Consider the following 26,826-nt stretch of genomic DNA (forward strand, 5'->3'; position numbering starts at 1 on the left):
TAAAAGCCGGCCTAATCTTCCTTAAGCGATGTTCTCCCGCCGTCAATAATCAGCTCCCGGCCGGTTATGTAGTCGTTTTCGAGCAGAAAGATTACCGCCGAGACGATTTCCTCGTGTCTGCCCGGGCGAAGCATGGGAATTTTGCCGGTTAGCTCGCTAAGTGCCGCAGGGCCGGCATTATCGGGTATATCTATAAGTCCTGGTGAGACGGCATTTACCGTTACAGCCGGGGCGAAGGCTGCTGCATTCTCCACGGTATCCCGCAGAAGAATCCGTTTTGTATCAGAATAAATCCGGTAAGACGGCCAGTTCAGATGGACAGCGATATCAGTGAGATTGACAATCTTACCCAGCGGATTTTCCCCGCTGTAAGAAGAATTAACGGCTTTTGCGAATTCAAGTGAAAGCTGCTGAGGAATTTGCGCGTTTACCCGCATCATCATCGCGGCCCCGTTCGTGTCAAGACCGCTGTCAGGCAGAAAAAGGGATGCTGAGTTAATCAAAATCTGCGGGACAGGCTCCAGAAGCTGCAAAATTGCCTCTGAGTCAGCAAAATCACAGCAAAGAGCTCTGGCTTTTCCGCCGGCATCAGTTATCTGCCCGACCAGCCGCCGCGCCGACTCATGGGAGCTGTTATAGTGGCAGGTGCACTCCGCGCCCCTGCCGGCCAGTGCCGCGGCGATTTTCGAGCCGAGCTTTCCGGTGGCTCCCGTTATAAGGGCTTTCTTGCCTTTGATTTCCATTTTTCTATAGTAATTGATTTTTAAATGATTTGCAATATAATATGAATAGTAATAAAATGCACGTTTGCTGGAGCAAGTATGCTTCTCGGCGTTAGAAACCGTGTAAAACTTAACAAAAACTGGAAAAACAAGTCTGAATATGGCAGTTTTGAATGTAAATATTGATCATGTTGCGACAGTTCGCCAGGCTCGAAAGGCCGATGAGCCGGACCCTGTCTGGGCAGCTGTCCAGTGCGAGCTTGCCGGAGCCAACGGCATAACAGCGCACCTTCGCCAGGACAGAAGGCACATAAACGACCGTGACGTGGAGCTTCTCAACCGGACGGTCGCCTCGAAGTTTAACCTTGAGATGTCAGTGGCCGATGAGATTGTGCGGATTGCCGAAAAGATCGTGCCCCAGCAAGTGACCCTTGTGCCGGAAAAGCGTGAGGAGCTGACCACCGAAGGCGGACTGGACTGCATCAAAGGCCAAAAACGCTTAGCCGAGGCAATAAAAAAACTCAAGAAAAAGAAAATAATTATCAGCGCTTTTATTGTGCCTGACCCTGACCAGATACAGGCCGCCGCTGATTTAGGCTGCCAGGCCATCGAGCTGCATACCGGTATGTATGCCAACGCCGTAACAGCTCGCGATATCAAAAAACAGCTTGATTGCCTTGTCAAAGGCCGCGATACAGCCGAGGCCCTCGGTCTTACCATTCACGCAGGGCACGGCCTGACATACCGCAATATTATACCAGTTGCCAGGATTGCCCGGCTCTGCGAGTTCAACATCGGCCACAGCATTGTCGCACGCTCAACACTGGTTGGCATACACGCCGCGACACGCCAGATGATCGAACTGCTTGAAAAGGCACAATCAAGCGAAATGTATTAAGCAGAAATTTATTAAATTTGGAGATTTTTAGATGTTTAAAGGTGCATTCACAGCAATAATTACACCCTTTAAGAACGACAAAGTTGATTACGAGACGTTTGAACGTCTTATTGAGTTTCAGATAGAAAACGGCATCGACGGTCTTGTTCCGGTAGGAACAACAGGAGAATCGCCGACCCTGAATCACCACGAGCACAAAGACGTGATCAAATTTGTAGTTGACCGCGTCGGCGGCCGCGTGCCGGTAATCGCCGGTACAGGCTCAAACAGCACTGCCGAAGCAGTCGAGCTCACCGATTTTGCAAGAAAAGCCGGTGTAACAGCCTCTCTGCAGGTATGCCCGTATTACAATAAACCGACACAGGAAGGTCTTTATCGGCACTTCAAAGCGATTAACGATGCTGTCGATCTGCCTATCGTTCTGTATAATATTCCGGGCCGTTGCGGCGGTGACGGGCTTGCCCCTGAGACTATCGCAAGGCTCAATGAGCTTGAGCAGGTAGTCGCTGTCAAAGAAGCTACAGGCAGCATGGACCAGGCCAGCGAGATACTCTCAATGTGCGATATAACCATTCTCAGCGGCGACGATTCTATGACGCTTCCTCTTTGCAGCCTCGGCGGCAAGGGCGTTGTAAGCGTTGTCGCCAACATTGTGCCGGCAGATGTCAAGTCGCTGACCGATTCACTGCTGGCGGGTGATTTCGCCGCGGGGCTCGAGATGCACAGAAAGCTGTTCAGGCTGTCAAAATCACTGCTGAATATGGCGACAAACCCAATCCCGATTAAAGCCGCGATGGAGATTATGTCTATGAGCTCCGACGAGATGCGTCTGCCGATGGTGAGTCTCTCACAAGAAGAAAAAACCGTGCTCAGAGGGTATCTCCAGGATTACGGTCTTATTTAACAATCTATCGTCCCGCCTGTATTAAAGACGGGCTTAATAAAAATTAAAAGATTCTTTTACATACAAAGGAGCCAAACTGAGATGCTTGACTTAGTTCCAACACACGTATTTCTGACCAAGGGTGTCGGAAGGCATAAATATCAGCTGAAATCATTCGAAGAAGCTCTGCGAAACGCGGGGGTTGCCGAATTAAACCTCGTGCAGGTATCCTCTATCCTGCCGCCGTACTGCAAGATTATCAGCCGTGATAAGGGCATGAAGTATCTTACACCCGGCGCGATAAGTTTCTGCGTTATGGCACGTGCTGACACCGACGAACACGGCCGCCTTGTTGCTTCTTCGGTTGGAGTAGCAATGCCAAAAGATAAGACTAAATGGGGGTATCTCAGCGAAGTTCACGGCCACGGCATGAACCGGCTCCAGGCCTCCGACATGGCAGAAGACCTCGCGGCAGGAATGCTGGGGACGACTATGGGTATGGAATTCGACCCTGATAAGGCGTGGTCAGAAAAGGAACAGGCTTATAAATCCAGCGGCTTGTTCATAAAGACCTCAAACATTACCCAGACAGCAAAAGGACAGAAAGACCTCTGGACAACAACAGTGGCAATAGCCATGTTCGTCTTTGACAAATAACCGAGCCGTTAATTATCTTTTTGCGCAAAATGTTTTCAGCGGGTAATCTTTATGATGTCGATTTGCTTCATATCCACCGCGGTTTGCTGCGCAGATGCGGAATAAATCGAACAAAACCTTTTTATAAATCATCTTGAATACAAGTTAAAATCATATTTAACAGGACATAACAATGATAAATGTCGCGATAATAGGTGTTACCGGCTATACTGGCCTGGATTCTATAGAAATCCTGCTTCGCCACCCGCAGGCAGAGATAACATACATAACCTCTTCGACAAAAGAGGTACTGCCCATAGAAAGCGTTCACCCCAAACTTGCCGGCCGGCTCAAGCTCGACGTTGAACCGCTGGACTTTGACGAGCTGGCAAGCCGGGCCGATGTTGCCTTGTGCTGTCTGCCGCACAAGGTATCAATGAGTTATGTTCCCGAAATACTCAAGAGAGGGGTTAAGGTAGTTGATTTCAGCGCAGACTACCGGCTCAAAGACCTAAGTATATATGAGAAATACTATGTCCCGCACACCGACCCTGAAAATATCAAACAGGCGGTTTACGGCCTGCCGGAGCTCTACAGGGAACAGATAAAAACCGCATCTCTGGTAGCCAATCCGGGCTGTTTCCCGACAAGCTCGACGCTTGGACTTGTGCCGCTGCTCAGGAACGGGTATGTAGAAACAGATACTGTTATTGTGAACTCGGTCAGCGGAGCAACCGGCGCGGGCAAAAAACTCGCCGATGGTGTGCACTTTCCAAACCTCAACGAAAACATCCGCCCTTACGGTATCGCAACGCACAGGCACGGACCGGAGATGGAACAGATTGCATCCGAGGCAGCCGGTAAGGAGGTAAGCGTGCTGTTTCAGCCGCATATCGGCAGCTTCGACCGCGGGATCCTCTCCAGCATATACTGCCGGCCGGCTAAGGAGATTTCTGCGCAAGAGCTTCTTGAGCTTTTCAATGGGTTCTACGCCGACGAGCCGTTTGTGCAGGTATTTGATTCTCCCGTCTCTGTCAAGGACGTCGCCAATACCAACCAGTGCCACATCCATCCGGCCCGGGTTAAGGGGCAGATTGTCGTCTTCGCAGCGATTGACAACCTCGTAAAAGGAGCCTCAGGCCAGGCAGTCCAGAACATGAATATAATGTCCGGTTTTGACGAGACCCTCGGCTTGAAATAGCCAGTGCAGCGATAAGACAAATTTTCACGGCAATTCAAATTCCAATTGCACGAGGAATGACCAATCCGCAGACCGTGAAGGGACCCGCTTTGTTTGTATGAAATTGTTATACTCTTTAATACCCGCTGCCAAGTGTAATCTTTCTCTGTTTGCCGTCTCTTGGTATTTGTTGTATTTTCTTGTAAAAATCTTCACCTTTAAACAATCCGGCGTGGGCTATTACCGGTTTGTCCTGTGATATAAACTCGCCTGCAAGAAAGGATCCATATGATCGCCATGCTCATGGCTTACAAAAAGAATATCGCAATACTCTACCATCTCTTTTGCCAAAGCATTCACTATGCTTTTGTTCTCTTGGCTCCTAAGGCTCTCAGGCAGCCGAATTAAGTCGAACGCCGCCGTGACATCAGCAGATTTGACAATATAAGACATGTTATACACATTCCACACCGCAACTCCATTTTCAACTTCTGTTGATTTGAGTTTATCAAGGGATGTTTTGTATCTGTTCAAAAATAAATCTTTTAACGGCTTCGCATGAGGATGCGGATAGTGAGTTAAAGTATCGGCCAGAAAAAGAGCAGCTTTTCTTTGCTCACTTTGATAACCGGGCTTATGGTCTTCAAAATATGAACACAGAAACTTGCACATTACAGCATTCTGGTCTTGATAATAATCTAAATCCGCCTCGCTTAATGTTGCCTGCCGGGCAAACACATTCATGGCAAACAAAAACAGGATAGCGTTATAGATGGTTATCGAATTCATAGTTATTCCTTTTAAGATTCAGTGGATTCAACTTTGCAGTGCAATACATCACTATAGAACCCCTTTCATTTGGGATACGGCCTTAAATCTTCAGGTCTCCATTTATTCCTCTCATGAAAATCTTTTTCCCATTGAGCAAACTCCATTTCCAGTTCCCTTACTAATTCGGGATTTTTTGAAGCTAAATTGTGTTGTTCTTCAAGATCAGATTTGAGATTATACAACTGAACTTTTGAGCCCTGAACAAGCAATTTCCAATCACCTTTCCTAACGGCCTTCTGCCCTCTATAACTCCAGAATAGCGTGCGCCGGCCCAGGGGTTTGTTTTCTAATAACAAGGGCAGTAGGTTTACCCCGTCAATTTTGATTTCATCCGGTAATTGCAGATTTGCAAGTTTCAGCAGAGTGGGAAATAAATCCATAGACATAGAAGTTTCGTCTGATGTAACATCAGCCTTAATTTTACCCTGCCAACAGGCAATAGCCGGAACTCGATGCCCACCCTCTGAAAGCCTTGATTTGCAGCCCCTCAAGGGGCCGTTTGAACCTGATATCCAGGAGGCAGCGCCGTTATCTGAACAAAAGAAAACAAACGTGTTCTTTGCCAAACCGAGCTTTTCTAATACAGTGTTTATCCTCCCGATACCTTCATCCATGATTTCAATCATCTCTTTATAGATTTGATCCGTATTTATTTCAGCCGTATGCTCCGGCGGTTTGCCTTTTGTGCGTTGAGCTTTTGAACTGCGTATCTGCAAAGGATAATGGGGAGCCTCATGTGAGACAAGGACACAGAACGGCTTGTCCGCATTTTCCTTAATAAAACTGACAGTGTCTTCGGTTATCAAATCGGTTGAATAACCTTCTCTTACAACCTTGCTGCCATTGTGCCGCCAGTCTTCATTGCCTTCCTGGTCGATGTGTGAAATATAATCAATATTTCCGCTTAAATACCCCTTAAACTCATCAAAACCCTGTTTAGTTGGATTCAAGTCATCTGGTATTCCAAGGTGCCATTTACCAAACAATGCGGTCTTGTATCCATTATCCTTGAGCAGCTCAGCGAAGGTCGTTTCCCCTAAAGGAAGTCCCTGGTACGGCGGGGTCCCCCAGGGTGAAACACAGATATCAATGCCGGTACGCTGCTGATAACGCCCCGTAAGAAGCGAGGCGCGGGTAGGGCTGCATACCGCACCATTTGAATGATAATCTGTAAACTTCATGCCGCGTTTGGCCATTGCATCAAGATTTGGTGTCCTGATTTTTTTATTTCCATAACAGCCTATATCTCCATAGCCCAAATCATCTGCCATGATAAGAACAATATTGGGCTTATCATGATTCACTCTATCAAGCCGGTCTGATCTGGAAAAATTGAGGCAACCCTCAAAGGCTGTTGCGGAAGTAAGTAAACCAATACTTCCTAAGAAACTGCGCCGAGTCATATGTACTGTCTTCATTTTGGATCCTATACGCATCAGGGAGAATAAAAACTCAAGAGTCTGAGTCCACGTCTTTTTCCCATTGAACAAGCTCTTCGAGCAGGCTATTCACGATTTCTGGTTCCATAGCTGAGATGTCTTTACTTTCACTAATGTCGTGATCAAGGTTGTAAAGGCTGACATAGTCACCTCTTTCATTTTGGAGCTTATTTGTATCCGGATTTTTTCTGATACCTTTTATCAATTTCCAGGGCCCTTTTCGTACTGCCTTTTGATCTGCATATCTCCAGAAAAGTGTTCTTGGGGCCAGATGCTTATTCTCAAACAGCACAGGTGTAAGATCGGCTCCATCGAATTCCAATCCGCCGGAAGGTTTAATACCGGTTATTGACAACAATGTTGGAAAGACATCCATTGACATCGCTGTCTGATGAGTGAGACCAGGTTTAATTTTGCCGGGCCAGCATGCAATAGCCGGAACTCTATGTCCGCCTTCAAAGACCTCTCCTTTGATCCCGCCCAGAGCTCCATTAGAGCCTGCTCCTGCAAGTGGCCAGGCGCCGTTATCTGAACAGAAGAAAATAAAAGTGTTTTTCTCTATATTTAATTGTCTGAGTTTGGCCGATATCTCCCCTATATAAGAATCCAGCTCTTCAATCATTTCTTTGATTGCCATGTCGGTATCCTGGCGATCTCCTAATGGCTTGGGTACATTGCCAGGCCGCGGCTCGGGCTTCTCTTGACGCTGATAGCCGTCATAATCGCCGGGTGACTGATAGGGATAGTGAGGTATCTCGTAAGGCAGGTACAAAAAGAAAGGATCGTCTTTATGCTGTTCAATGAATTTAAGACTGTAATCCGTCAGCAGCCGGTCTGTGTAACCTTCTTCCCTGACATTTTCACAGCCATGCCACCAGTCATGCCTGCCTTCCTGGCTTACATGTGAAAAGAAATCTATGTTTCCAGACTTGAAGCCGATAAATTTCTCAAAACCCCGTTTGGTGGGATTAAAGTGAGCTGATGAGCCAAGATGCCATTTACCAAACATTGCCGTCGAGTAATGTTTATTTAACACATCAGCGATGGTTGTTTCTGACTCCATTAGTCCATCGTTTCGCTGATAATTATCCGGATTCGCAGGAAATTCAGGAACTACCCGCTCAATGCCGCAGCGCTGCTGGTACCGCCCCGTCAGCAAAGCAGCTCTGGTCGGGCTGCAGACCACACCGTTAGAGTGATAATCAGTAAAACTCACGCCGCGTGCGGCAAGATTATCAATATTGGGAGTTTTGATATAATCATTGCCGTAGCAGCTCAGGTCTCCATAACCCAGATCATCTGCCATAATTAAAATTATATTGGGCCTTTTGGTTCCTGCTCCTCTATTTCCCGTATTTCTTCGGATGCAGCCGGAAATATACAGATTCAGTGTGCCGGCCCCTATAACCTTCAAAAATGTCCGCCTATTGTGTTTATTATGCATCTTGTTATTTCCTGCAGTTTATCGTTTAAGTGTGACAATACATACGTCACTGAAAGATGGAATTTCTATAACACCTTTCTCAGAAGATTCTACTGCTATTTTCTGGTCAAAATCTAACCATATTTCAGCCTTTGTATTTTCATTAATATAGTCAGAAGCAACCTTTACATCACGGGTCCTTCCCTCATGCTGATTAAGCAGGAAGAGCAGCTGAGATGAAGGGTTTTGATAACAGGCAAAATGAACCGTATTCTTCGAAGAAATCAGTTCCGCGGCAAAACCCGGCTGAGTCTCATCAACAACTTTCTTTAGCCCCAAACGAATTGCTCGGCGTAAAGACTTAGCATCTCTGGAATTATCGAGACGCATCAGCGGCGGCGGAGTATTGCCGGCCTCTGTCCAGCGTCTCACCGGCCCCATATACTTTTCTCCAAGCATACTGTTTATCCATGTAACCCGGCCGTTACCTGCCTTAATTGAATATGGCTGTTCAAGGCTTGATATTACGTTTTCAAAACTTTTATCCGGATTTATCAAAAGCTGTTCAAGTTTCTCATAAGTAAGGTTTTCTCGCGGAACCCGTCCGCTGCCGATAATATGGCCGCCGCTGGATACAAATTGACAAAGCAAATTATTGGCCTTTTCGCCAAGCACCGGGCAGTCCGGCATAAATATTACCTTATAATCTCGTATCAGCTCGAATCCTGTTTTTTCCAACTCATACGGAGTGAAAACATCAGGCAGATATCCACTGTCAAGCACCAGATGGTAGGCCCCGGCCATATCCACCCAGTCTGATTTATAGCCGCCCTTATCTGCAAGTGAATATGACATTACCGGCAGGAGAAAAGCCGCATCTGTCTCAAGCGTATAACCCTTGAGCAGCTCAACAGAAGTCTTTACATCCTGTGTAAACTTATCAAGCTGCCAGTCCGTAAAAGTTGAAAAGTTGTAATCAGGCACTACCGGATCAAACCAGCTGTAGCAGAACATGCCATCCATACCATGCTGAACGCCGGCCATAACAGCCCTGTATGCCGGGCCAAAACCGGAATAAAGCCCGTAAGGGAAATCCACCATATCAGTAGCATATATATCCTTGCCGTATTTTCGGGCAATATCGATTGGGCATGTAGTACAGGTAACATCATCCCCGGCAAAGGAGAGCTGAATGCCGTTAACATCGATCGCCGGCGAGTTGGCCAGGCTTATATCAAGCCTCTGCCAGTACGTATTGAAGTCACCCAGATAATGTGTACTGGATGCGGCTCCAATATATGAAACGACTTTACGGTCGGGATCGCGATCTTTTATGTGTTCAGCGCATATATTCAGCCAGTGAGCCATCTGCTCATAGCAGAAGGTGATCCAATATTCCCATGCCAGTGAAGTATTTATATACGGCATATCCAATTGCGGAACTTCGACTACAAACATGGCGTTTTCAGGATCCTGTGTGCATGAAACTATCTTACCTGTTCCAATATTATTCTCAGCAGTGAATTCCCATAACCCTGAGGCTCTCTGCATCGTGTTAACACCGTCAGCCAGCAGCTGCCTGCCTGCCAAATCAGACACCGAGACATCCTTAAACTCAGCTCTGCCCGGGGCGTTTATTAACAGCTCAAGTGTGGCTTTTACCGCATTGGCAGGAGTACGACAGGTCTCGTTAATCATGTCCCATTGGCCATCCTCTGCCCAAGTCCAGTAAAACTGGCCGTCCAGTACATATTTTATTTCTGCTCCGGCTTCATTATAACACTTTAGCCTCACTGCACAAAGCCCTTCTGGAATACCGAACTGTCTCACCTTAACCTGTATTTTATAGTCCCTGCCTCCCTGAATCTCAATCGGTTCGGAACTCCAGCAGGCTTTAATCGATTTCGTATCAAAACCGGCTGTGCGTATGCCGGTATAATCGTAACCGAGCAGTGTCCCTCTTGGCGGATCAACCTGATCCCAGCTTTCAAAATCCGCTCCCCATTTTCGGTTCAACATTTCAAGAGAACCGTATTTTTCCTTGAGCCGGTCTTTAAAGATAGAAATGCCAAGCGGATTATAATCTACCGTCGCAGGCATAAACCATTCAGCGCCATTTAAGTATCCGGGAATCCGATGGTCATGGTCATTGACTTTTATCCAGTCAATCAGCTGATCAATGTAGTTGAAGACCGACTCACGGAAAATGGGTGAATACAGAGAAGACCATCTGCTTCTACTCCCGTCGGGCTGTTTGAATTCCCAGATTTTGCCGTCGGAGCCCGTCAAAAATTGACCCGCTTCAGTTGTCTTCTCAGCCCTCCAGCCGCCAGAATGAAAAACAGATGTATCAAGTATCGGATAGGCCTGGCGACCGGACTCATAGACTCCTTTGAGCCAGTCAACGAATGCCTCGGTATCGACAACCAGATTGTCACGGTCAAGCATCCTCCACAGGAAGATATTGCTGAGTTCTGCATTTACGCAGAGCGCATCGAGCCGATCTTCGAAGGCCTTGTGGTTTGGGTGGATAACAAAACCGACGGGCTTGCCTGTTCTCAGCGGTTTACCCTGAAGTTTAGGAGTAATGACGCCCACTCCGTTCTCGTTATAGATGTAATTACTCTCACCGGCAGGAACTGCCTTTACTAAAGTGCTCTTTCCATCCCACTCTATATCTATTTTGTAGTCTTTGCTGCCGCCATGGGCAACAAGTTTACGCTCTCTGATAAGCCGGCGGATCTCTGTACCCATGTCCCTGCCTCTAAGCTCCAGAACACCATTTGCAATGTCGATTTTCCCCTGCTTGCCAACCCCTATTGAGCCGCAGGTTATTTTACCGCCTTCAAGAAACGCCCGGGCATTTGAGCTTTCGTGCTGGCCAACAACAAACCACTGGCTTACGTGTATTTCTCCGCTTTTGATCTTGAGCAGGCCTTGCCCCCTGTCACCAACACAAAGATGTTTTCCAACTGCTAAAGACCCCGAATCAAGTGTTAGAATACCGCTGAAACCGGAATCATTAGAAATTGTAAAATTTTCTGCGACATTGAGACTGCCGCCCTTCAACATCAGCTCGTATCCATTTTTTGAGCCGAGGGTTATACTCTCTGCTGCTGCATTTGTCTCGTTTGCAATCGTAAGTCTATCTTCAGTGCTGTCCCGGCTGGGAATAACCGCCGCTGTAATCTTATCCGGCAGCATATTTGACTGGCCGTCCCACCAGCCGCTTTTGTCTGACCAGTATGGACTATCGCCTTTAAAACGAACCAAATCAGATGCCTGGGCATTGATTATAAAAATAAACGAGAAAACCATAAATTTAACAAATATTCGCATGGAAACCCTTTCTTAAAGTGTCAGACTGTATTGATTTTACCCCTTGTTTACCCAAACCGGTGAAGCCCATGCAACCTGTCCATTCTGCTGGATGATTCGCATGTAATAATAGCTTTTCCGGGAAAACTCTCTGTCTTCAAATTCAAATTTATAATTTAATAGCCCTTTTAACTCGCCGGCGGCTTTATGGAATACGATCTTGTCATTTCGGAACACCACTAATTCCTTTACCTGGTCTGCGGCACTGAATTGACCGGTAATAACAGGCGAGGTTTCAGTAATAATTTCAGAACCCATAAAAGAATCGTTGACTGCGAAATCCAGAATTATTTTATCACCCGTTGTTGCATAGCAACGACGTTTTAAAAGGGCCTCAACAATTGCTTCAGAACTGACATCCGAACCTTCCACATAAACACATGCCAGCCCATCACCCATTCCATTATGATCGCCGCTGGCGACAAAACCAAATTTATAGCCGCGTTTTAAAGCATGCCTTACGCTTTTATCTCCCAGGCTTGTCAAATTTGTTGTCTCAAGGGGACAGCCAGGGTATTCACTTGATCCTCTGCATTGGTATATCTCCAACGCAGATTGATAGTGTTCATCATGATAGTCCCAATCCATCGGGTGATGTTTATCTGTAATATGATGGGGAATAGTTACCGCTCTAACCTTCTTATGCCGCATCAGCTCCCACAGTTTATCCGGCCGGTTGCTTCTGGGATTTTCGCGGCTTTCATAGATATTATTAACGTCATTATCTACAAACTTCAAAGCCTCTTTTTCATTTGCAAAAATTATATTTCTATGCCCGTTGCCCGGTACAGTTTTATCCGGCAATCCAGCAGTAAGGGTCCATTCAAAACCATTGAGTCCTATAAAAAACGGTTCTGAAGTGTAAAACTGAGCTGTTCTGAAGGTCTTGCGGCAATTGACCTCATGCATATCATAACCATGGTCTGTAATCGCCACAAAATCATAGCCCTCGACATCAATACCAAAACGGTAATTCTCATCGAGACTGCCGTCACTGCAGTTTGCCCAGCATCTTGAGATATCACTATGTTCGTGAAGATTACCCATTAGCAAAGTATATACTTTGCCGTTATATGAGACTCTATGCCGGTTCTCCGGTTTTATTTTCCCCCTGTAATGACACGGTTTGGCAGTTGAATTTGATTTTTTGAAATCTCTAAACTTTACTGAACTTATTCTGGCGGCATCTTTTTTGTTCAGACGCAGCCTGGAAACATTAACAGTGCTGAGTTTTTCGTATAAAAGTGTTGTGTAGCAAGCTGAGAGTATGTTATCGCTTTGCCAACAGACCCAGACATGTTCATCATCGCATTTACAGACAGATGTTACATCCATTCGTCCCGCGGCAATCTCTCCCAGAACATTTACGCTTTGAGCCCAGCCGTCATTCGTTAGAACTGACGCACTGATCCGCCATTGTCTGCGATCACTGTATGACTGCCGTGAAAAAAGCCACATCTTATTATCATCAGTGAGATAGATTTGCGGATGACGGTTATTTGCCATTGACATCGGACGGTTTCCGCTGAAATGGCCGCCGCTGGAAGCTATTTTTTGCAGTTTGCCGTCAATGAGACAGCCGCATAAACATTCAACATTCTCAAAGATACATTCGTCGCGTTTGTTCTCACTCACCTGCTCCCAGGCTGCCCAGATACGATTGTCACCGTCACAGGACAAAGCTGGATTGCCGTTAAGATAACTGCGGCTGGAATTTCTGTAAACCAGTTTTTCATTATTAACTATCGCTGTCTTTCCAGAAAAATCGCAACTTATAATATAAATATTTTTTTCACCATTTTCAGCCTTTGCGTAAGCTGCCCATACAATACCGTTTCCATCCTCTACAACCGCGGGGCTGTAGCAGTTTCTCTGACTGTCACTTACGGTTACGGGCGGACTCCATTCGTTATCCTCCGGTTTGTATTTGCTTAGCTGAATGTAGAATCTGCCGCCGCTGTACTGCTCCCACGCGGCAACAAACCCACCATCGCTGCATGCCTGAAGAACGGGATTCTTTACCTTGCCCCCGCAGATTTTTTTTGCTGCTGAAAATTGGCTCCCGTTATACACCTTTGCCTTAAGAAGCCACTGCTCATCTTTGATCTCCACCCAAACCACAGCAGGGCTGTGCTTACCTTTACAGGCTATTCTCGGGGTTTCATATTTCCCGTCAAAGAAATTGAGAGATTTGCTCTGGGACCATTTGCCGTCTTTAAATTCATTGTATTTTATTGATTCACGGCTGTCATCTTTTCGCTCCAGCCAAAGACACCATGCCCTGCCGTCATCGCTGGAGGCCAGCGTCGGTGACTCAGCAAACTTTTCCTGATCTGAGAGGGGCTTACAGTCAACCAGCTCAGCTGCCGTGACATTCTGCCTCCGTGGTTCATCCATATGCTTCTCCGCAATGACATCCAGAGAAACATTCTGCATGTTTCGATTTAGTTGTACCGAAAACTCATCCGGATCACATCTGGGTACAATATTGATAACTACATTATCATTTCGAGTAAGCCGGATATTTCTCAGGAAAGCACAATACCTGCCGGCAGAAGCATCTTTACAGCTCATTGCTGCCAGGAATCTTTTAATTTTTTTGCCTGCAAATTTGTCAAGCCTGAAACTGCGATGATACCATTTATCAACAGCATTATTTCCTGTATCAGCCATCGGATGGGCAGAAAAATCATTCTGATCCGGAATCTTTGAATCCCGTAATATTGAACCGTCCTCACACTCAAAATCTACCACACCAGAGCGTATAGAAGAGAAAGATGGAACAAAAACATCATATTCCAGAACATCCCCATTCTGAATGTGGAAATCGTATTGAAAGAAGTTTAAATAGATAGATGCAGGCTCGCCGGTGTGTTCAGCTTTCGCATGAAATCGCAATACCATAGCATCTTTTTCTAACCCTGCAAAGACCTGATTGAGTAAAAGGTCGTATCCAAGAGCCGCACTTCCGCCGGCTGTTAGAATCTTGATAAATGAACGTCGGTTTAGTGTGTTATTCATAAGATAAAAATCAGTGCCGGAATTTTACTTCCGGCACTATGGATTTATTTTATATAAATGATTTGACTAATACTTTAATTTTCTATTTACGTTTTATGAGCAATGATAATGAACCTATGCCCAGCATAACCAAAACCGTCGGCTCAGGAACTGCTGTCATAGTTGTCTTGGTTCCGTCAAATGTATATTCAAATGAGGCATTTGGGTCACCATTATAAGCAATTATATCTCCAGCAGCAGCCATTGCCTGTAAACCTGACCGTTTATCCGCCGTCTGATTGATAACCAGTGTACCGCCTGCCAGATTGAGCACGCCTTCGCCGCCGAGCCAGCTACAACCAAGCTCACCGCCGTTTACATTTACAACACTGCCTGAGGAAGAAGCGAATTGACCTATTACAAGCCAGCCGCCTACATTGAGTGAACCGCCGTAAATGTTTGTCGTTGCGGCACCGTACCAGCCGCCGTAGTAATTCCCGCCGACATTCATCACTCCGCTGTTTAGATTGATTGTGCCTGTACTGTCATTTGCCTGTATAGCCATTTTCACAGTTGTTGTAACATCAAGCTGCCCGCCGTCAATAAACAAATAACCGTTGGCATCCTTCCTGCCGGTCAGCCCCACTTCAAGACTGTCTGCCAAAGCAGTTACACCACTATTAACATGAGGACCTGTGCCCGGCCACCAGTTACCATCACGTATAAGCACTCTATCTGACTGTGTCGGGGCGAGATTGGCTGTGCCATTCCACCAGTTGGAGTCAGTATCCCAGCTTTTATCAGCCTCACTGCCGCTCCAGCCAACATCAAGGGCCTGTGCAGTGAACGTAGTAACCGCAACTAATACTAATAATAAAACAGCATTTTTCATAACAATCGTCCTTTCGTAATTATACCACTAATTTTAAATTTCTGACTGCCATCAGCCAGAAATCAGTTTTTCTAATATCAATTGAGCCAGTTCTGCGCAATCATCATGAAATCTTCAACACCAACGGAACAGTCACCATTGAGGTCGCCCGAAGCGATAATACCGGTAACCTGGCATACATCTGGTTCATTAACCGTGAATGTATCGTTGATACTGCGTTCGAAGAAGCCTTCAAAACCTCCCATATAAACCATATATCCTATATGCTTGCTAACTGCTCTGGCAACGGGAACCCATTGTCCGTCTTCCTTGTGGTGTTCGTCCCAGCGAACAAGTCCAAGGTAAGTATCACCTGAACGGCCATAGAAATAACGCTCACGGACATTCTGGTTATCACGCAGCTGATTAAGCACAATAACCTCATCCAGGTTACGCATAACATCATCCACAGGCCAGCCGTCACAACCGCCGTCAAACTCTACATCGAACGGACCGTATCTTTCAAGAAAGGCATATCTGCTGTCGATGTCCTGCCATTTCAAACCGGTACCGTTGTTGAGATCATCAAAACTGTTGCATATATAAGTATCATACGGCGCCGTGCTTACCCATTCAGTGTCTGCGTTAACAGGCGCAAAAACCTTTCCAAGGCCCCAATCGAGTTCACCTCCGTCATCATTTACAAATAAACGAAAACGATCAATCCTCGAATCAAATACCGGCTGGGTAAGGGGTTCAATTTCATCTACACGCTGACCAAAAGATTCAGTATGCAGACGGATTAAGCCGTCTGCTCCGATAGTAAATATTTCTCCGTGAAAATTCTGAGTCCATGTATCTTTTCGCCAGTAAGCACGGTTCCATGCCATATTCACTTTACTGCTGAAAAGTCCGTGGGTTTGGGTATTGGCAGTCCATTCGGCTCCATTCCAGACTTCGCTGTGAAAGGCCAGAACCCTGTCTTGAGGAAGTGTTGAATTCATAAACAACAGCATATCCTCACTGCCGTCAGAGGCAATTTCATACCCGCCCTTATCAAGCCAGGCGTTGTCGTTTTCAAGCCACTGGCCGGCGGTTTCTGAAGCGTCTAAAAGATTAACCATACCGTCCTGATTGACATCTCCCGGGTTATACCAGCCGTAACGCCCGTCCTCGGGTGAGCTGTAGGCACGCGGAACGCTTGAGATGCGAACCTCACCTATAGAACCGTCAAAATTAAATATCGTCCAGTATGGGCTGTTGCCTATATAAACCTTACCGGTGTCGTTTGGAGGAAGCGGACGGAGTGCTTTTTCAAGCATCCCCTCGAGCTGTCCATTGACATAGACCTCAAGGTGTGTTTCATAGTTCCAACCGGACGCTCCTTGTTTTAAAGCTCTTTTGACGCCGGCAATGTGATACCATCTGTCAAGCTCAAGCTCTGTAGTGCCCACTGCTTCACGCCATACCCAGTCTGTGCCGCAGTATGACATAACAGCTTTCCTGTCGGGATTTACAAAAAGCTGCCAGTGGTATCCCTGCTCACCATTCTGAGCAATAACATATTTGTTATAATTCTGATTGCCGGCTATCGGATAGCTGGCTAACTTTATCCACGCCTCTACACTTATCGCACCTGCGTGAAAACGGCTTTCAAGAAAACTCTGGTCAATTTCCACTATTGGCTGATGCTGGCCGCTGCCCGGCTGAGCGGTCTCATCCGCGTCGATGGTGATATAACCCGCCCGCCGGCTGATGCCTTCAGACTGCATAACAGCGAATGGAGCCTCAAGCTCGCTTGCTGTACTCTGAGCATAATAGTTTGCCGGATCCGCATCGAAATGCACCAGAAGATCTGTACCCAAAGCCAGACGTGTGTAAGGAGAAGATGGATCTTCGAGGACAGGCTCAAAATTCTTAGCATAGCCGCAGAATTGGAGCTCATCAACGCATCCGTTAAAATGGTTAGAATCCCCTCTGTCTTTGCCTATCATAACGTTCTGATCAACCCAGTTTGTATGCCCGGGAAGCTCTGAGAACAGAACTGTCTCACTGTCAAAGACACCGTTGATAAAACTTCGGCAAACCGCTCTGTGCGGATAATACTCATCGTAATCAGGATCATCTTCATCCATTAGTTCTATACTTCGCGTAAAGGCTATATGGTACCACTGTCCCGGCGTAAGAAAAGCTGAACTGTTCGCCCTGAAATATTCCCAGCCATCCTGGTATTCGAGATAAGCATGCCCCATGGTGTCAATACCTAACCGCCAGGTTGCATACGAATTTTCGCCGTAAACAGCTATTGTCTGGGTTCTTGTTGAATAGATTTCATTTACTTTAACATAACATTCAACTGTCATCTCGCCGTTGAGAAAAAGCTCTGTCAGCTGTGGAACCAGCATGTAGTCACTCGCTCCATTAAAACTGGCCGCCAGTCCGAAATTATCCATTGAGTCAACAAAAGCTGCTCCATAATTTTCACCAGAGAGCACTGAAACGCCTTCGGGATTGACACCTGTCACGTCAGAATTGTCAAAATTGAAAAGAGCCCTTACCCCCCTGTCTGTACCACTGTACTGATTAACCGGTGCAGAATAAGTTTGTGTCTCATAAGTTTCAAACGGTCCCTCAGCATAAATATTAACTGCATAGACCCTGTTATCAATACCGTCAAAACTCATCTCAAGCTCATAGTCCGGATTACCCCCATAGGCAACAATATCTCCGGCATCTATTTTAGCCTGAAGATCCGGGCGTTTATCAGCAGACTGGGCAATAATCAGCGTCCCGCCGGCAATGTTTATTGTCCCCTGACCGCCAATCCAGTTAGCTTCGAGTTCACCGCCATAGATATTCACATTGCACTGATCGTTAAATTGTCCGGCTGTCAGCCAACCGTCGATTGAAAGCAGACCGCCATAAACATTAACCTCTGAGCTGCCGTGCCAGCCGGACAAGCTGCCGCCAACGCTCATCGTTCCGCTGTTTACCGTAAGTGTGCCGCTGCAAAGATCTTCTACTCCAATTTTAACTTCACCGGCGACATCCAGCTCGCCGCCGTCTATTACCAGATATCCATTGCCGTCTTTTCTGGTCAATCCAATTTCAAGACTGGCTGCATGCGCACTGGTTCCGGCATATACAGACGGGCCGGTATCCGGATACCAGTTGCCGTCGCGAATAATCACCCTGTCTGATGCAGTTGGTATGGAATTGCCTGTTCCGTTCCACCAAGCGGCAGTATTCTCCCAGCTGAAATTATCAGGTTCTGTCTCAACAGGACCAGACCAACTCACATCTAATGCCGCGGTACTATAAATAAGAAATGTATAGACTGCTAAAATAACCAAACATTTTTTCATAATATCTTTTCCTTTTTTTCTCGTTAGTAGTTAACAAATAAACACTTAAAAAGATTAATGCCAGCCGATCCGGGTACCTTCCACCCACTGAACACTGCCATCTGCGAATGTTGCTACCGTTCCCCCGTATCTTCCTTTCTTATGGCTGCCGTAATTGACTATACCCCCGCCGCTTGTTGACCAGCTGTCCCATTGTCCGGCATTGCAGAAGAATGCGATATTCTCACTGGCGCTTCGGCTGCCGGTATGCTGGGCCAGGTTTGGAGACCATCTTATCCTTTTAAGTTTTAGGTATTCAGCGTTGCCTGAGCGGCTGCCCCAGCCCCTGGCAAGATCACTGTCGTCAAACCATCGGTAGGAACCATATTTAGCTGTGCCATGAGGTTCCCCGTATGGATGGTTTTTCGTATATTCCCAATCCTGTTTAAGCCACCAGAGGGAAGGTTCGTAACTTTCCCGCTTTCCTTCATAAACAAGCGACTTGAAAGTATGAGAACCTGCACTGCCTTTAAGTGTTATACTGCCGATTTCTTTGATTCCGGTAGTGTTTGTCGTTTCACTGGCTTTATTGCGGACAAAAGGACAGGCATAATAATCTTTGATGTGAGAGTTGAAATATTCATCAAGCTGCGCCGGCCCCCAGAAGCCTTCCGGATCCAGGCTGTCACCTAACTGCACGTGGTCACGAAGTGCCAATGATAAAAATCTCGACTTTGCGGGAACTTGCGAATGCTGATTTAATAGAATGGGCACGTAATCCGAGTTTTCCGCCTTGAAAACCATTAGAACGGTTCCTATCTGCTTACTATTGGCCATGTCAATAACCAATTTCGCCTGGTTCCGTGCTTTGCTAAGCGCCGGCATAAGTATTGCCATCAGCAGCGCGATTATAGAAATCACAACAAGAAGCTCTATTAGCGTAAAACCTTTTTTTCGCATTTTTTTCCTTTTGTTAAATACCTTTACTGCTCTCTCTTATGCACAGCCTGGCGGGAAGGACACGCTGTATCCGCCCCGTCATCTCACCCGTACATATTGTCTCCATAAATTTCGCGGCCTCATAACCGACAAGCTCGTTGGACTGATTAACGCTGCTCAGCGGCACCGTAAGCCTTTCACAAAACGCACTGTCACCAAAGCCTACAACAAACACATCTTTGCCGATCTGCAGGCCCTTCCGCTCTGCTGCTTTGTAAACTCCCATAGCTACAAGGTCTGCGCAGCAAAGTATGCTGTACTTATCCTGGGGATTTTCCGTAAACAGCTTCTCGGCAATCTGTGTGAAATGCCTGAGCTGTTCTTCATCTGAAAGCTCAGAAAGATCGCTGCCGCATATTTCGTAAACATCATAGGTATATTTACTGCAATCAAGAATCCCGTATTCCCCCATCGCCGTACGCCAGCCTGAATACCTGTTATAAGCCGATGAGGGGGATCTTGTTAAACCTATGTAATATACCGGTGACTTCTGCACCTCAAACAAATGTACTGCCGCTTCATGAGCGCCGGCTACATTGTCCATCGAAACTGAACTTGCATTAACCCCTGGCAGATTCCTGTCAATAAGAACGACGTTTACTCCGCCTTCTATATGCTTATTGATAATATCCTCACAACCCTTTCCCTCAAAAGGCATTACAATAACACCTTTAATATTTTCCGCCAGATGATTCATTGCCTCTATGTAGGCATCGTACGACCTGTGGGCATCAACTACCAGACATTCTATGTCACTTTCAGCCAGATACTGATTGATTCCCCTGGTAAAAGCCAAGGACATTGAATCGTGGTCCCAGCGAATATAGGAGATCACCAACCTTTTCGTGCCGCCTTGAATAACTATGGGCCCGTGAGCGCGTTTGCCGTCAATCTTGATCAGATTTCGATTACCAAGCTCCTCGAGGGCAAACATGACAGTCCGGTAATCAACATCAAAATCCTTTACCATCTGTGAAACTGACGGCAGACGCTGACCTTCAACATACACTCCTGACATTATGCTGTTTGAAAGATACTGCGATATCTGCTGATACAGCGGCTTAGCCTTCCCTTTACGCCTATCTAACTGAATAACACTCACAAATCAAACACTTTCGATTAAAACATTCAACTATTTGTTTATTCTAATTATAGCCTTCACAGCAGCACGTATCAACTAAAATCTATTTTTTTTCATAATTTCAAGAATTTTATTCATGTTTACTTGAATTATATACAAAAAAAAAGTGCGATTGCCAATGCGGGGTGGTACACCCATGCACACATGTTTATCTCATTGAAAAACAGTCACTTATGACTTCAGCAACATAATTTGCGTTTTCGGGTAGATTAACTATAATTCAGCTCTTGTTTTATGAAAAATCACACCTTTGTTAAGCATTATGAGCAGAAAAACAGGTCCCAAAATATCGACATTATCAACTTTTCTGTGAGATTTATGTGAAAGCTGCGATACTTGCGCCGGCTTTTCCGGCCGGATACGACAACCCAGTCTCAAATCACTTGCAGAGATGGATATTGACGAAAAAGATAAAAAGACTATTGGGTTAACTTGTGATAGAGCAAATGCAACTAAATCTGCGGTTTTATAATGGTCTCACGGCCGCTTAACAACGACAGATATTTTTTCCTGTTTCGCCCGGCTCAAAGAGATGTATTCTGGAAGTATCAAAGTAAACATCGATAATCTCGTCAACTGCTATTTTGGTATGCGGGTCAAGATTAGCTATGAATCTCACTGAGGCTGTTGTGTCGAAATAAACATCCTTGCGGTCGCCCAATGGTTCTATGACTTTCGCGGCGGCTTTAATCGGGCTCAAGTGAGAGCTTTTATCCGGATCGCAGTATATGTGTTCGGGCCTGATTCCAAGAGTTACAGACTTGCCGTCGTACTCTTTGCCGATTTTGACCGCATCGGGTATTTCAATACTGCCCGAGGGTGAAACAAAGCTGAATCTGCCGTCTTTAAATTCAATTTTGCCGTCAAAAAAGTTCATAGGCGGAGTTCCGAGAAAACCCGCTACAAAACGGTTAACAGGATTATCATATACCTTCATAGGGGCATCGACCTGTTGAATCTCGCCATTGTACATGACGCAGATACGGTCTCCAAGGGTCATTGCCTCTGCCTGGTCATGGGTTACGTATATTGAGGTTGTCTGGAGCCTTTGGTGGAGTGCCTTGAGCTCGGCTCGTGTTGTTACCCTTAGTTTGGCGTCGAGATTGCTCAACGGCTCATCAAAGAGGAATGCCTTTGGGTTTCGCACAATAGCTCTGCCCAGTGCCACCCGCTGGCGCTGTCCGCCGGAAAGTGCCTTGGGTTTGCGTTTGAGCAGTTCTTTTATTCCAAGCATATCAGCCGCCTGGTCAACACGTTTTTGTATTTCATCCTTAGGGTATTTGCGAAGTTTAAGCCCGAAAGCCATGTTTTGAAACACGGTCATGTGGGGATACAGGGCGTAATTCTGAAAAACCATGGCGATGTCGCGGTCTTTTGGCGGGATATCATTAACCACCCTGTCTGCGATACTTAGTTTGCCAAAGGTGACGTCTTCAAGGCCGGCAATCATTCGCAGTGTTGTGCTCTTTCCGCAGCCGGAAGGGCCGACGATAACCATAAACTCCTTGTCTTTTATATTTAGGTCGGCATCTTTAACTGCCTCGACGCCTCCATCGTAAACTTTAGAAACTTTCTCTAATAAAACCTGTGCCATAAATACCTCGCTTTTTTAATTATTGGCAGAGATGGTAATACATCTTTAAAATAGTAAGTTTAAAAACTCTTTTGTCCAAAAAATACTTGTCAATCATTCTAAATAACAGGCAAATTGAGATTTGCTCAAGCTGACTTTTCGTTAGCTTTGAAAATTTCAGCCAGCTCAATAGCCGCCGGTTTTGGATTTCCTTCGAAATCAACAATAGAAGTGTTTGCGGTGCATGGGAAACAGTCATGCCCCATCCAGACGATGAATCCGCCGCATTTTGGAAATCTATTCTTACAGCTCGCCGCGGCAACCGCAAGCGCTTTGGCCTGACGCTGCTGCGACCATTCTACATATTCAACCAGACTTTCAGGTTCGCGGCCGTTTTCGTCAATGAATTGTTTCCACTCAACCCACCAGCCTGTACGCCGCCAGAGCGGGTTTTCCGTGCTTGTCGGCATGGGGTTCTGGCCGCCTTTGTATTTCTCGATTATATCTGCCGAAGAAGCGCCCGGACAGCCGGTTTCCGATCTCAAAAGTGAATCGTCATCGTTCCAGTACTGCTGCCACTGCTCAAAAGTACCGGGCAGTTTCCACGGACCGTGAACGTCCCAGTGCAGACCCTTGCCGTAATTCTTTTCATTGGCGAAAAATTTAGGCCCCAGCGGTGAGGTCGCCGCGAAACGCCTGTTGGGGTCATACTTCATAACTGTTTTGTTGAGCTCATTTAGAAGTTTATGTGAGTTGGAAGCGGGGATAAGCTCATTCTTACTGCCGGAAAGCTCGTTGCCGCCGCACCACATAAGCAGTGAAACATGATGTTTACGCCTTTGTATGTAGGACTTTGCGACGCTGATCATCTCTTCGGCATAATCCTCATCGTCGGGTGGATAGTTCTCTATCCCTGAAGAAGAGATGGGAAATTCCTGCCAGACCATTATTCCAAGTTCGTCGCATATCTCATAGAAAATATCTTTTTCCAGTGGTGCCCCGCCCCAGACTCTGACAATGTTTACTCCAATTTCTTTATAGATTTCGAGCCTTTTACGGTATTCGTGCCCGGCAGTCTCTACGTAGTTTTGATGTATTGGCGTCCAGTTTATGCCCTGCATGAAAAGGTCTCTGCCGTTTATGCAGCATATCCACGGATCTGCTGCTGCCGGCGCGTCCAGGCAGTTTTTCCACTGGACATTTTTGAATCCGACGCGTCTTTCTATTTTATCGTGCAGGCAACCGTTTGCGTCGCATAATTTTATCTCAAGATTGTAAAGCGGCTGCTGGCCGTGTCCGTTAGGGTACCAGGGTTTTGCTTGAATCTTTTCGAATGAGAAAGATACACCGTTTTGGGAGATTTGTTTAGTTTCTTCTGCGACAGTGCGGTCCTCTTGGGTAAGTTTTACGGCTGCTATGAATTGGTCGCAATTTTGCGCAGTAAGTTTGATATCAAGTTGGCCGGAATCAGTATCTGTATCGTAAGAGCTCTCTAAATCGGACGATACAATAAAAGGCCCGTCTATTTCTTCTATATAGATATCGCCCGAGATTCCAATTTGAACCATCCTGCATGTCCAGTCCCATGAGTAGTTGTACCTGGGTTTGAAATCTCTCATTTGAGAAGTAAAGCCGAGCTGACCCAGCCAGCGCGGGATGTCCTGGAATACTATCCGCAGTACATTTTTGTCATTCTTTAGATGGGGCGTAAGTTCAATATTGTGAGGGATATGCGAGTTTTTAAAAGAGTAAATTTCCTTCTTGTTCAGAAATATAGAGCCGCAGTAATCCAGCCCTCTGCATACAAGCCTGTACTCTTTTTCGCAGGATATCCAATTATCGGGAATGGTCGTCTCATAGATCCAGTGGCGGTTTTCGACCCATTCACATTTGAACGAGTTAAGACCGTGATTCCAATCTTCTATAAGTCCGGCGTCTAAAAGGGTTTTCTGAACAGAGCCCGGAACTTTCGCGGGCATGGGTGGTGTTTCTGCGTTTACAGCGTCCTGCACTTCCAGTCCGGATTCTCTTCGCCACTCATGGGGTTTAAAGCCTGCGAGCTGCCACTTGAGATTTCCAAGGCTGCGGATGTTTCTCATTGAGTATTCCTTATTTATATTGAAATCGTATATCAAAAATAATGCTGTATCAAATTTATTGTTTACTCGTATAACAAAATTTTAAAATTTCAGCAAGCAAAAAAAATATTTTAACTCTAAAGAAAAAAATGATAGTTTTGTGACAGAATTACACGTTATTTATATCTGTATCTTTAAAGTCCTCATATGAAAAGTTTTACAGACACAAACCCTGTCGCGTCAGTGCCTGTATTTGCTTTTGAGGCAGTTTAAAATACAGTCTTTCAATTATAAATTTCGTTTTTTGGCTTGACATCAGCAAGGGTCTAAAGTAGATTGATACTCGAGTATCATAAATAGTAGATATAAGAGAGAGCGATTATTGGTAACGGTTAATGACATAAGCAAGGCTTGTAATGTTTCGCGGATAACAGTTATCCGGGCGCTGAACAACCATGAATCTGTGGCTGAAAAGACCAGAAAAAGGGTTGTTAACGTATCCCGTCAGCTCGGATATGCTCCTAATGCGATAGCTAAGCAGCTGCAAAGCGGCCGGAGCAGGACAATTGCTGTTGTTTTGAATAAATGTGTAACCGCCCATATTGGTAAGATGCTTGAGGGTGTTCAAAGAGAGCTCAGTGAAAATGGCTATGACAGCTTGACTTATGAATGGGGCCAGCTCAGAGACGGGAGTGTGCCTCTTGCTAGAAAAATAGCACAGAACAGGGTTGAGGGCGTTGTTATGATACAGTGGTCTCATGATTATGAGATTGATTTTTTCGCTGAGCTTGCCCGTTATAAAATCTGCGTGATTGCTATAGACCGCGAAGCTGATTACGGCGGGGTTAAGTGTGTTGTTTATGATGATCAGCAGGGTGCAAAACTTGCCATAGACTATCTGGTTTCAATGGGCCACACAGAAATTGGTCACATTGGCGGACTCCCGGAACACAGCTCGGCAAAAGAGCGTCTTATGGGTTTTTACGTTTCTATGGCCGCTCACAACCTGCCTGTGAGGTCGGACTGGGTGATCCAGGGTGACTACAGGTACCAGGGAGCAGTTAATACCGTAGAGAGATTCTTTGAACAGAATAGAGATAATCTGCCGACAGCGATTTTTGCCGGCAGTGATGTAATCGGAGCAACTATTATACAGGCGGCACAGAGAAGAGGCATTCGCGTTCCTGATGATATTTCTATCGTGGGGTTTTGTGACGAAGTATTCGCTGAATTTCTGACGCCCGCACTCACTACTATCCGCCAGCATCCCTATGAAGTTTCCAAAAAGGGAGCTGAGATGATAGTGGGTATGATAGAGGCCAAGTACAGCGGGGAAGAATTTATCTGCCCCAAAAAAACCGTCACACCTGTTAGTTTTGTAGAGAGAGACTCGGTTCGAAGGCTGAGCCGTTAACTTAAATTTTTGTTGTACGGAGGTATAATAATGAAGCAATTTATAGTTGTAGTATTCTTTATTTCGTTTTTTGCCCTTATTTTTCCCGCAGCGGCTGTTTTGCCGGAACCGATAATTTACCTGCCTTTTGACGCGGACTGGGCAAATGCCGGTTCTGCCGGCTATGAAGAGCCTGTAGTTACAGAGCAAAACGGTATTTCGCCACAGCTGAATTATAAGGGCGGAATTATTGGCGGCTGTCTTGACCAGAGCGGTTTTCCTGCGAGCGGTCACCCTGTTTTAGATGAAAATTTACAGCCGGGCCAGGTGATTTTCGGCACATCGGACGATCAGGATACACCCATGGAGATGGCGATGGACGATATGGTGTCTTTTACCATTGTCGGCTGGTTCAAAGGAAAGATTGGCAGCGGCTCGGGCGCCAGACTGATTGCCCGGCCTTATGATGAAGCAAACCCGGAAAGCAACAACTTTCAGCTGCTTGCCGACCGTTATTACAGCGGCAAGATGGAGCTTATCGTCAACGGCAACAGCTCAACTCAAATGCAGGAAAGTTTTTATGACAACAGCCCGAATGAGTGGACTTTCTTTGCTGTTACCTATGACGGAACAAGTTCTTTTAACAATGTTCAATGGTTCAAAGGATATGATGACGGAACAAACGAAGTAATACAGTCCAGCGGTTTCTGCAGCCTGTATTCCGGTACGTCAACCCACGGAAAGCACTGCCGCATACATATAGGTAACAGCGGTGATTCCGGGGCGTGGCCATTCAGCGGAATGCTCGATGAGATTCGCGTCTATGCCAGCTATACAGATACCAGCGGAGTTTTGAGCCTTGAACAGCTTGAGGCGATTAAATCCCTGGCTAACGAACCCAAGTGCGGAGACGATGAACATCCCTATCCCGCAGGCGATTTTAATGGCGATTGTGTCGTTGGATTTGAAGATCTTCGCATTTTATGCGATAATTGGCTCATGGCCACAAATTTCGACCTTCCAGAATAATATAAACG

General features: G+C 46.0%; 18 protein-coding genes. 6 read left to right on the forward strand and 12 right to left on the reverse strand.

What is annotated here, in order from left to right:
• Positions 1-11 precede the first annotated feature (11 nt).
• Positions 12-743: an SDR family oxidoreductase gene (locus SMSP2_RS09035; RefSeq protein WP_146683634.1), complete on the reverse strand. Its 732-nt coding sequence runs from the start codon at positions 741-743 to the stop codon at positions 12-14.
• Between the two features lie 139 nt (positions 744-882).
• Between SMSP2_RS09035 and SMSP2_RS09040 the strand changes: the two genes are divergently transcribed.
• The 4 genes from SMSP2_RS09040 to argC all read left to right on the forward strand — a co-directional run bounded on the left by SMSP2_RS09040 (position 883) and on the right by argC (position 4,340).
• Positions 883-1,620, forward strand: coding sequence for a pyridoxine 5'-phosphate synthase (locus SMSP2_RS09040; protein ID WP_146683635.1), 738 nt, complete (start codon positions 883-885; stop codon positions 1,618-1,620).
• A gap of 31 nt (positions 1,621-1,651) precedes the next feature.
• Positions 1,652-2,524 (forward strand): 4-hydroxy-tetrahydrodipicolinate synthase, encoded by an 873-nt coding sequence (dapA, locus tag SMSP2_RS09045; RefSeq protein ID WP_146683636.1) that lies wholly within the window; start codon positions 1,652-1,654, stop codon positions 2,522-2,524.
• Between the two features lie 81 nt (positions 2,525-2,605).
• A complete protein-coding gene (locus SMSP2_RS09050; protein ID WP_146683637.1) occupies positions 2,606-3,160 on the forward strand; it encodes a pyruvoyl-dependent arginine decarboxylase in 555 nt (184 codons plus the stop codon).
• A 172-nt stretch (positions 3,161-3,332) separates the two neighbouring features.
• On the forward strand, positions 3,333-4,340 hold the full coding sequence (argC, locus tag SMSP2_RS09055) for an N-acetyl-gamma-glutamyl-phosphate reductase (RefSeq protein WP_146683638.1): 1,008 nt from the start codon (positions 3,333-3,335) through the stop codon (positions 4,338-4,340).
• 219 nt (positions 4,341-4,559) lie between these two features.
• On the opposite strand, the gene SMSP2_RS09060 is transcribed toward argC, so the two are convergent.
• The 11 genes from SMSP2_RS09060 to SMSP2_RS09110 form a co-directional block, all read right to left on the reverse strand.
• Positions 4,560-5,108 carry a hypothetical protein gene (locus SMSP2_RS09060; RefSeq protein ID WP_146683639.1) on the reverse strand — a complete coding sequence of 183 codons (549 nt, stop codon included), beginning with the start codon at positions 5,106-5,108 and terminating at the stop codon, positions 4,560-4,562.
• A gap of 65 nt (positions 5,109-5,173) precedes the next feature.
• Positions 5,174-6,568 (reverse strand): sulfatase, encoded by a 1,395-nt coding sequence (locus SMSP2_RS09065; protein ID WP_186804656.1) that lies wholly within the window; start codon positions 6,566-6,568, stop codon positions 5,174-5,176.
• Between the two features lie 34 nt (positions 6,569-6,602).
• Positions 6,603-8,003: a sulfatase-like hydrolase/transferase gene (locus SMSP2_RS09070; protein WP_186804657.1), complete on the reverse strand. Its 1,401-nt coding sequence runs from the start codon at positions 8,001-8,003 to the stop codon at positions 6,603-6,605.
• Between the two features lie 48 nt (positions 8,004-8,051).
• Complete coding sequence (locus SMSP2_RS09075) at positions 8,052-11,351, reverse strand: beta-galactosidase (protein ID WP_146683642.1); 3,300 nt, start codon at positions 11,349-11,351, stop codon at positions 8,052-8,054.
• Between the two features lie 36 nt (positions 11,352-11,387).
• The gene (locus tag SMSP2_RS09080; RefSeq protein ID WP_146683643.1) at positions 11,388-14,411 is read right to left on the reverse strand and encodes a PHP domain-containing protein; all 3,024 of its coding nucleotides are present in this window, start codon (positions 14,409-14,411) and stop codon (positions 11,388-11,390) included.
• Between the two features lie 82 nt (positions 14,412-14,493).
• Positions 14,494-15,282 (reverse strand): PEP-CTERM sorting domain-containing protein, encoded by a 789-nt coding sequence (locus tag SMSP2_RS09085; RefSeq protein WP_146683644.1) that lies wholly within the window; start codon positions 15,280-15,282, stop codon positions 14,494-14,496.
• Between the two features lie 77 nt (positions 15,283-15,359).
• On the reverse strand, positions 15,360-18,626 hold the full coding sequence (locus SMSP2_RS09090) for a LamG domain-containing protein (RefSeq protein WP_146683645.1): 3,267 nt from the start codon (positions 18,624-18,626) through the stop codon (positions 15,360-15,362).
• Between the two features lie 54 nt (positions 18,627-18,680).
• Complete coding sequence (locus SMSP2_RS09095; RefSeq protein ID WP_146683646.1) at positions 18,681-19,565, reverse strand: type II secretion system protein; 885 nt, start codon at positions 19,563-19,565, stop codon at positions 18,681-18,683.
• Between the two features lie 13 nt (positions 19,566-19,578).
• Positions 19,579-20,706, reverse strand: a complete 1,128-nt coding sequence (locus SMSP2_RS09100; protein ID WP_146683647.1) for a substrate-binding domain-containing protein — start codon at positions 20,704-20,706, stop codon at positions 19,579-19,581.
• Positions 20,707-21,232: 526 nt separating this feature from the next.
• Positions 21,233-22,339 carry an ABC transporter ATP-binding protein gene (locus SMSP2_RS09105; RefSeq protein WP_146683648.1) on the reverse strand — a complete coding sequence of 369 codons (1,107 nt, stop codon included), beginning with the start codon at positions 22,337-22,339 and terminating at the stop codon, positions 21,233-21,235.
• Between the two features lie 125 nt (positions 22,340-22,464).
• Positions 22,465-24,417 carry a glycoside hydrolase family 2 protein gene (locus tag SMSP2_RS09110; protein WP_146683649.1) on the reverse strand — a complete coding sequence of 651 codons (1,953 nt, stop codon included), beginning with the start codon at positions 24,415-24,417 and terminating at the stop codon, positions 22,465-22,467.
• A gap of 361 nt (positions 24,418-24,778) precedes the next feature.
• Here SMSP2_RS09110 and SMSP2_RS09115 point away from each other — a divergent pair, with 361 nt between their 5' ends.
• Complete coding sequence (locus tag SMSP2_RS09115; protein ID WP_146683650.1) at positions 24,779-25,810, forward strand: LacI family DNA-binding transcriptional regulator; 1,032 nt, start codon at positions 24,779-24,781, stop codon at positions 25,808-25,810.
• 30 nt (positions 25,811-25,840) lie between these two features.
• On the forward strand, positions 25,841-26,818 hold the full coding sequence (locus SMSP2_RS09120) for a LamG-like jellyroll fold domain-containing protein (protein ID WP_146683651.1): 978 nt from the start codon (positions 25,841-25,843) through the stop codon (positions 26,816-26,818).
• Positions 26,819-26,826 lie beyond the last annotated feature (8 nt).

Origin of the sequence: Limihaloglobus sulfuriphilus, assembly GCF_001999965.1 — a bacterium.
GTDB lineage: Bacteria > Planctomycetota > Phycisphaerae > Sedimentisphaerales > Sedimentisphaeraceae > Limihaloglobus > Limihaloglobus sulfuriphilus.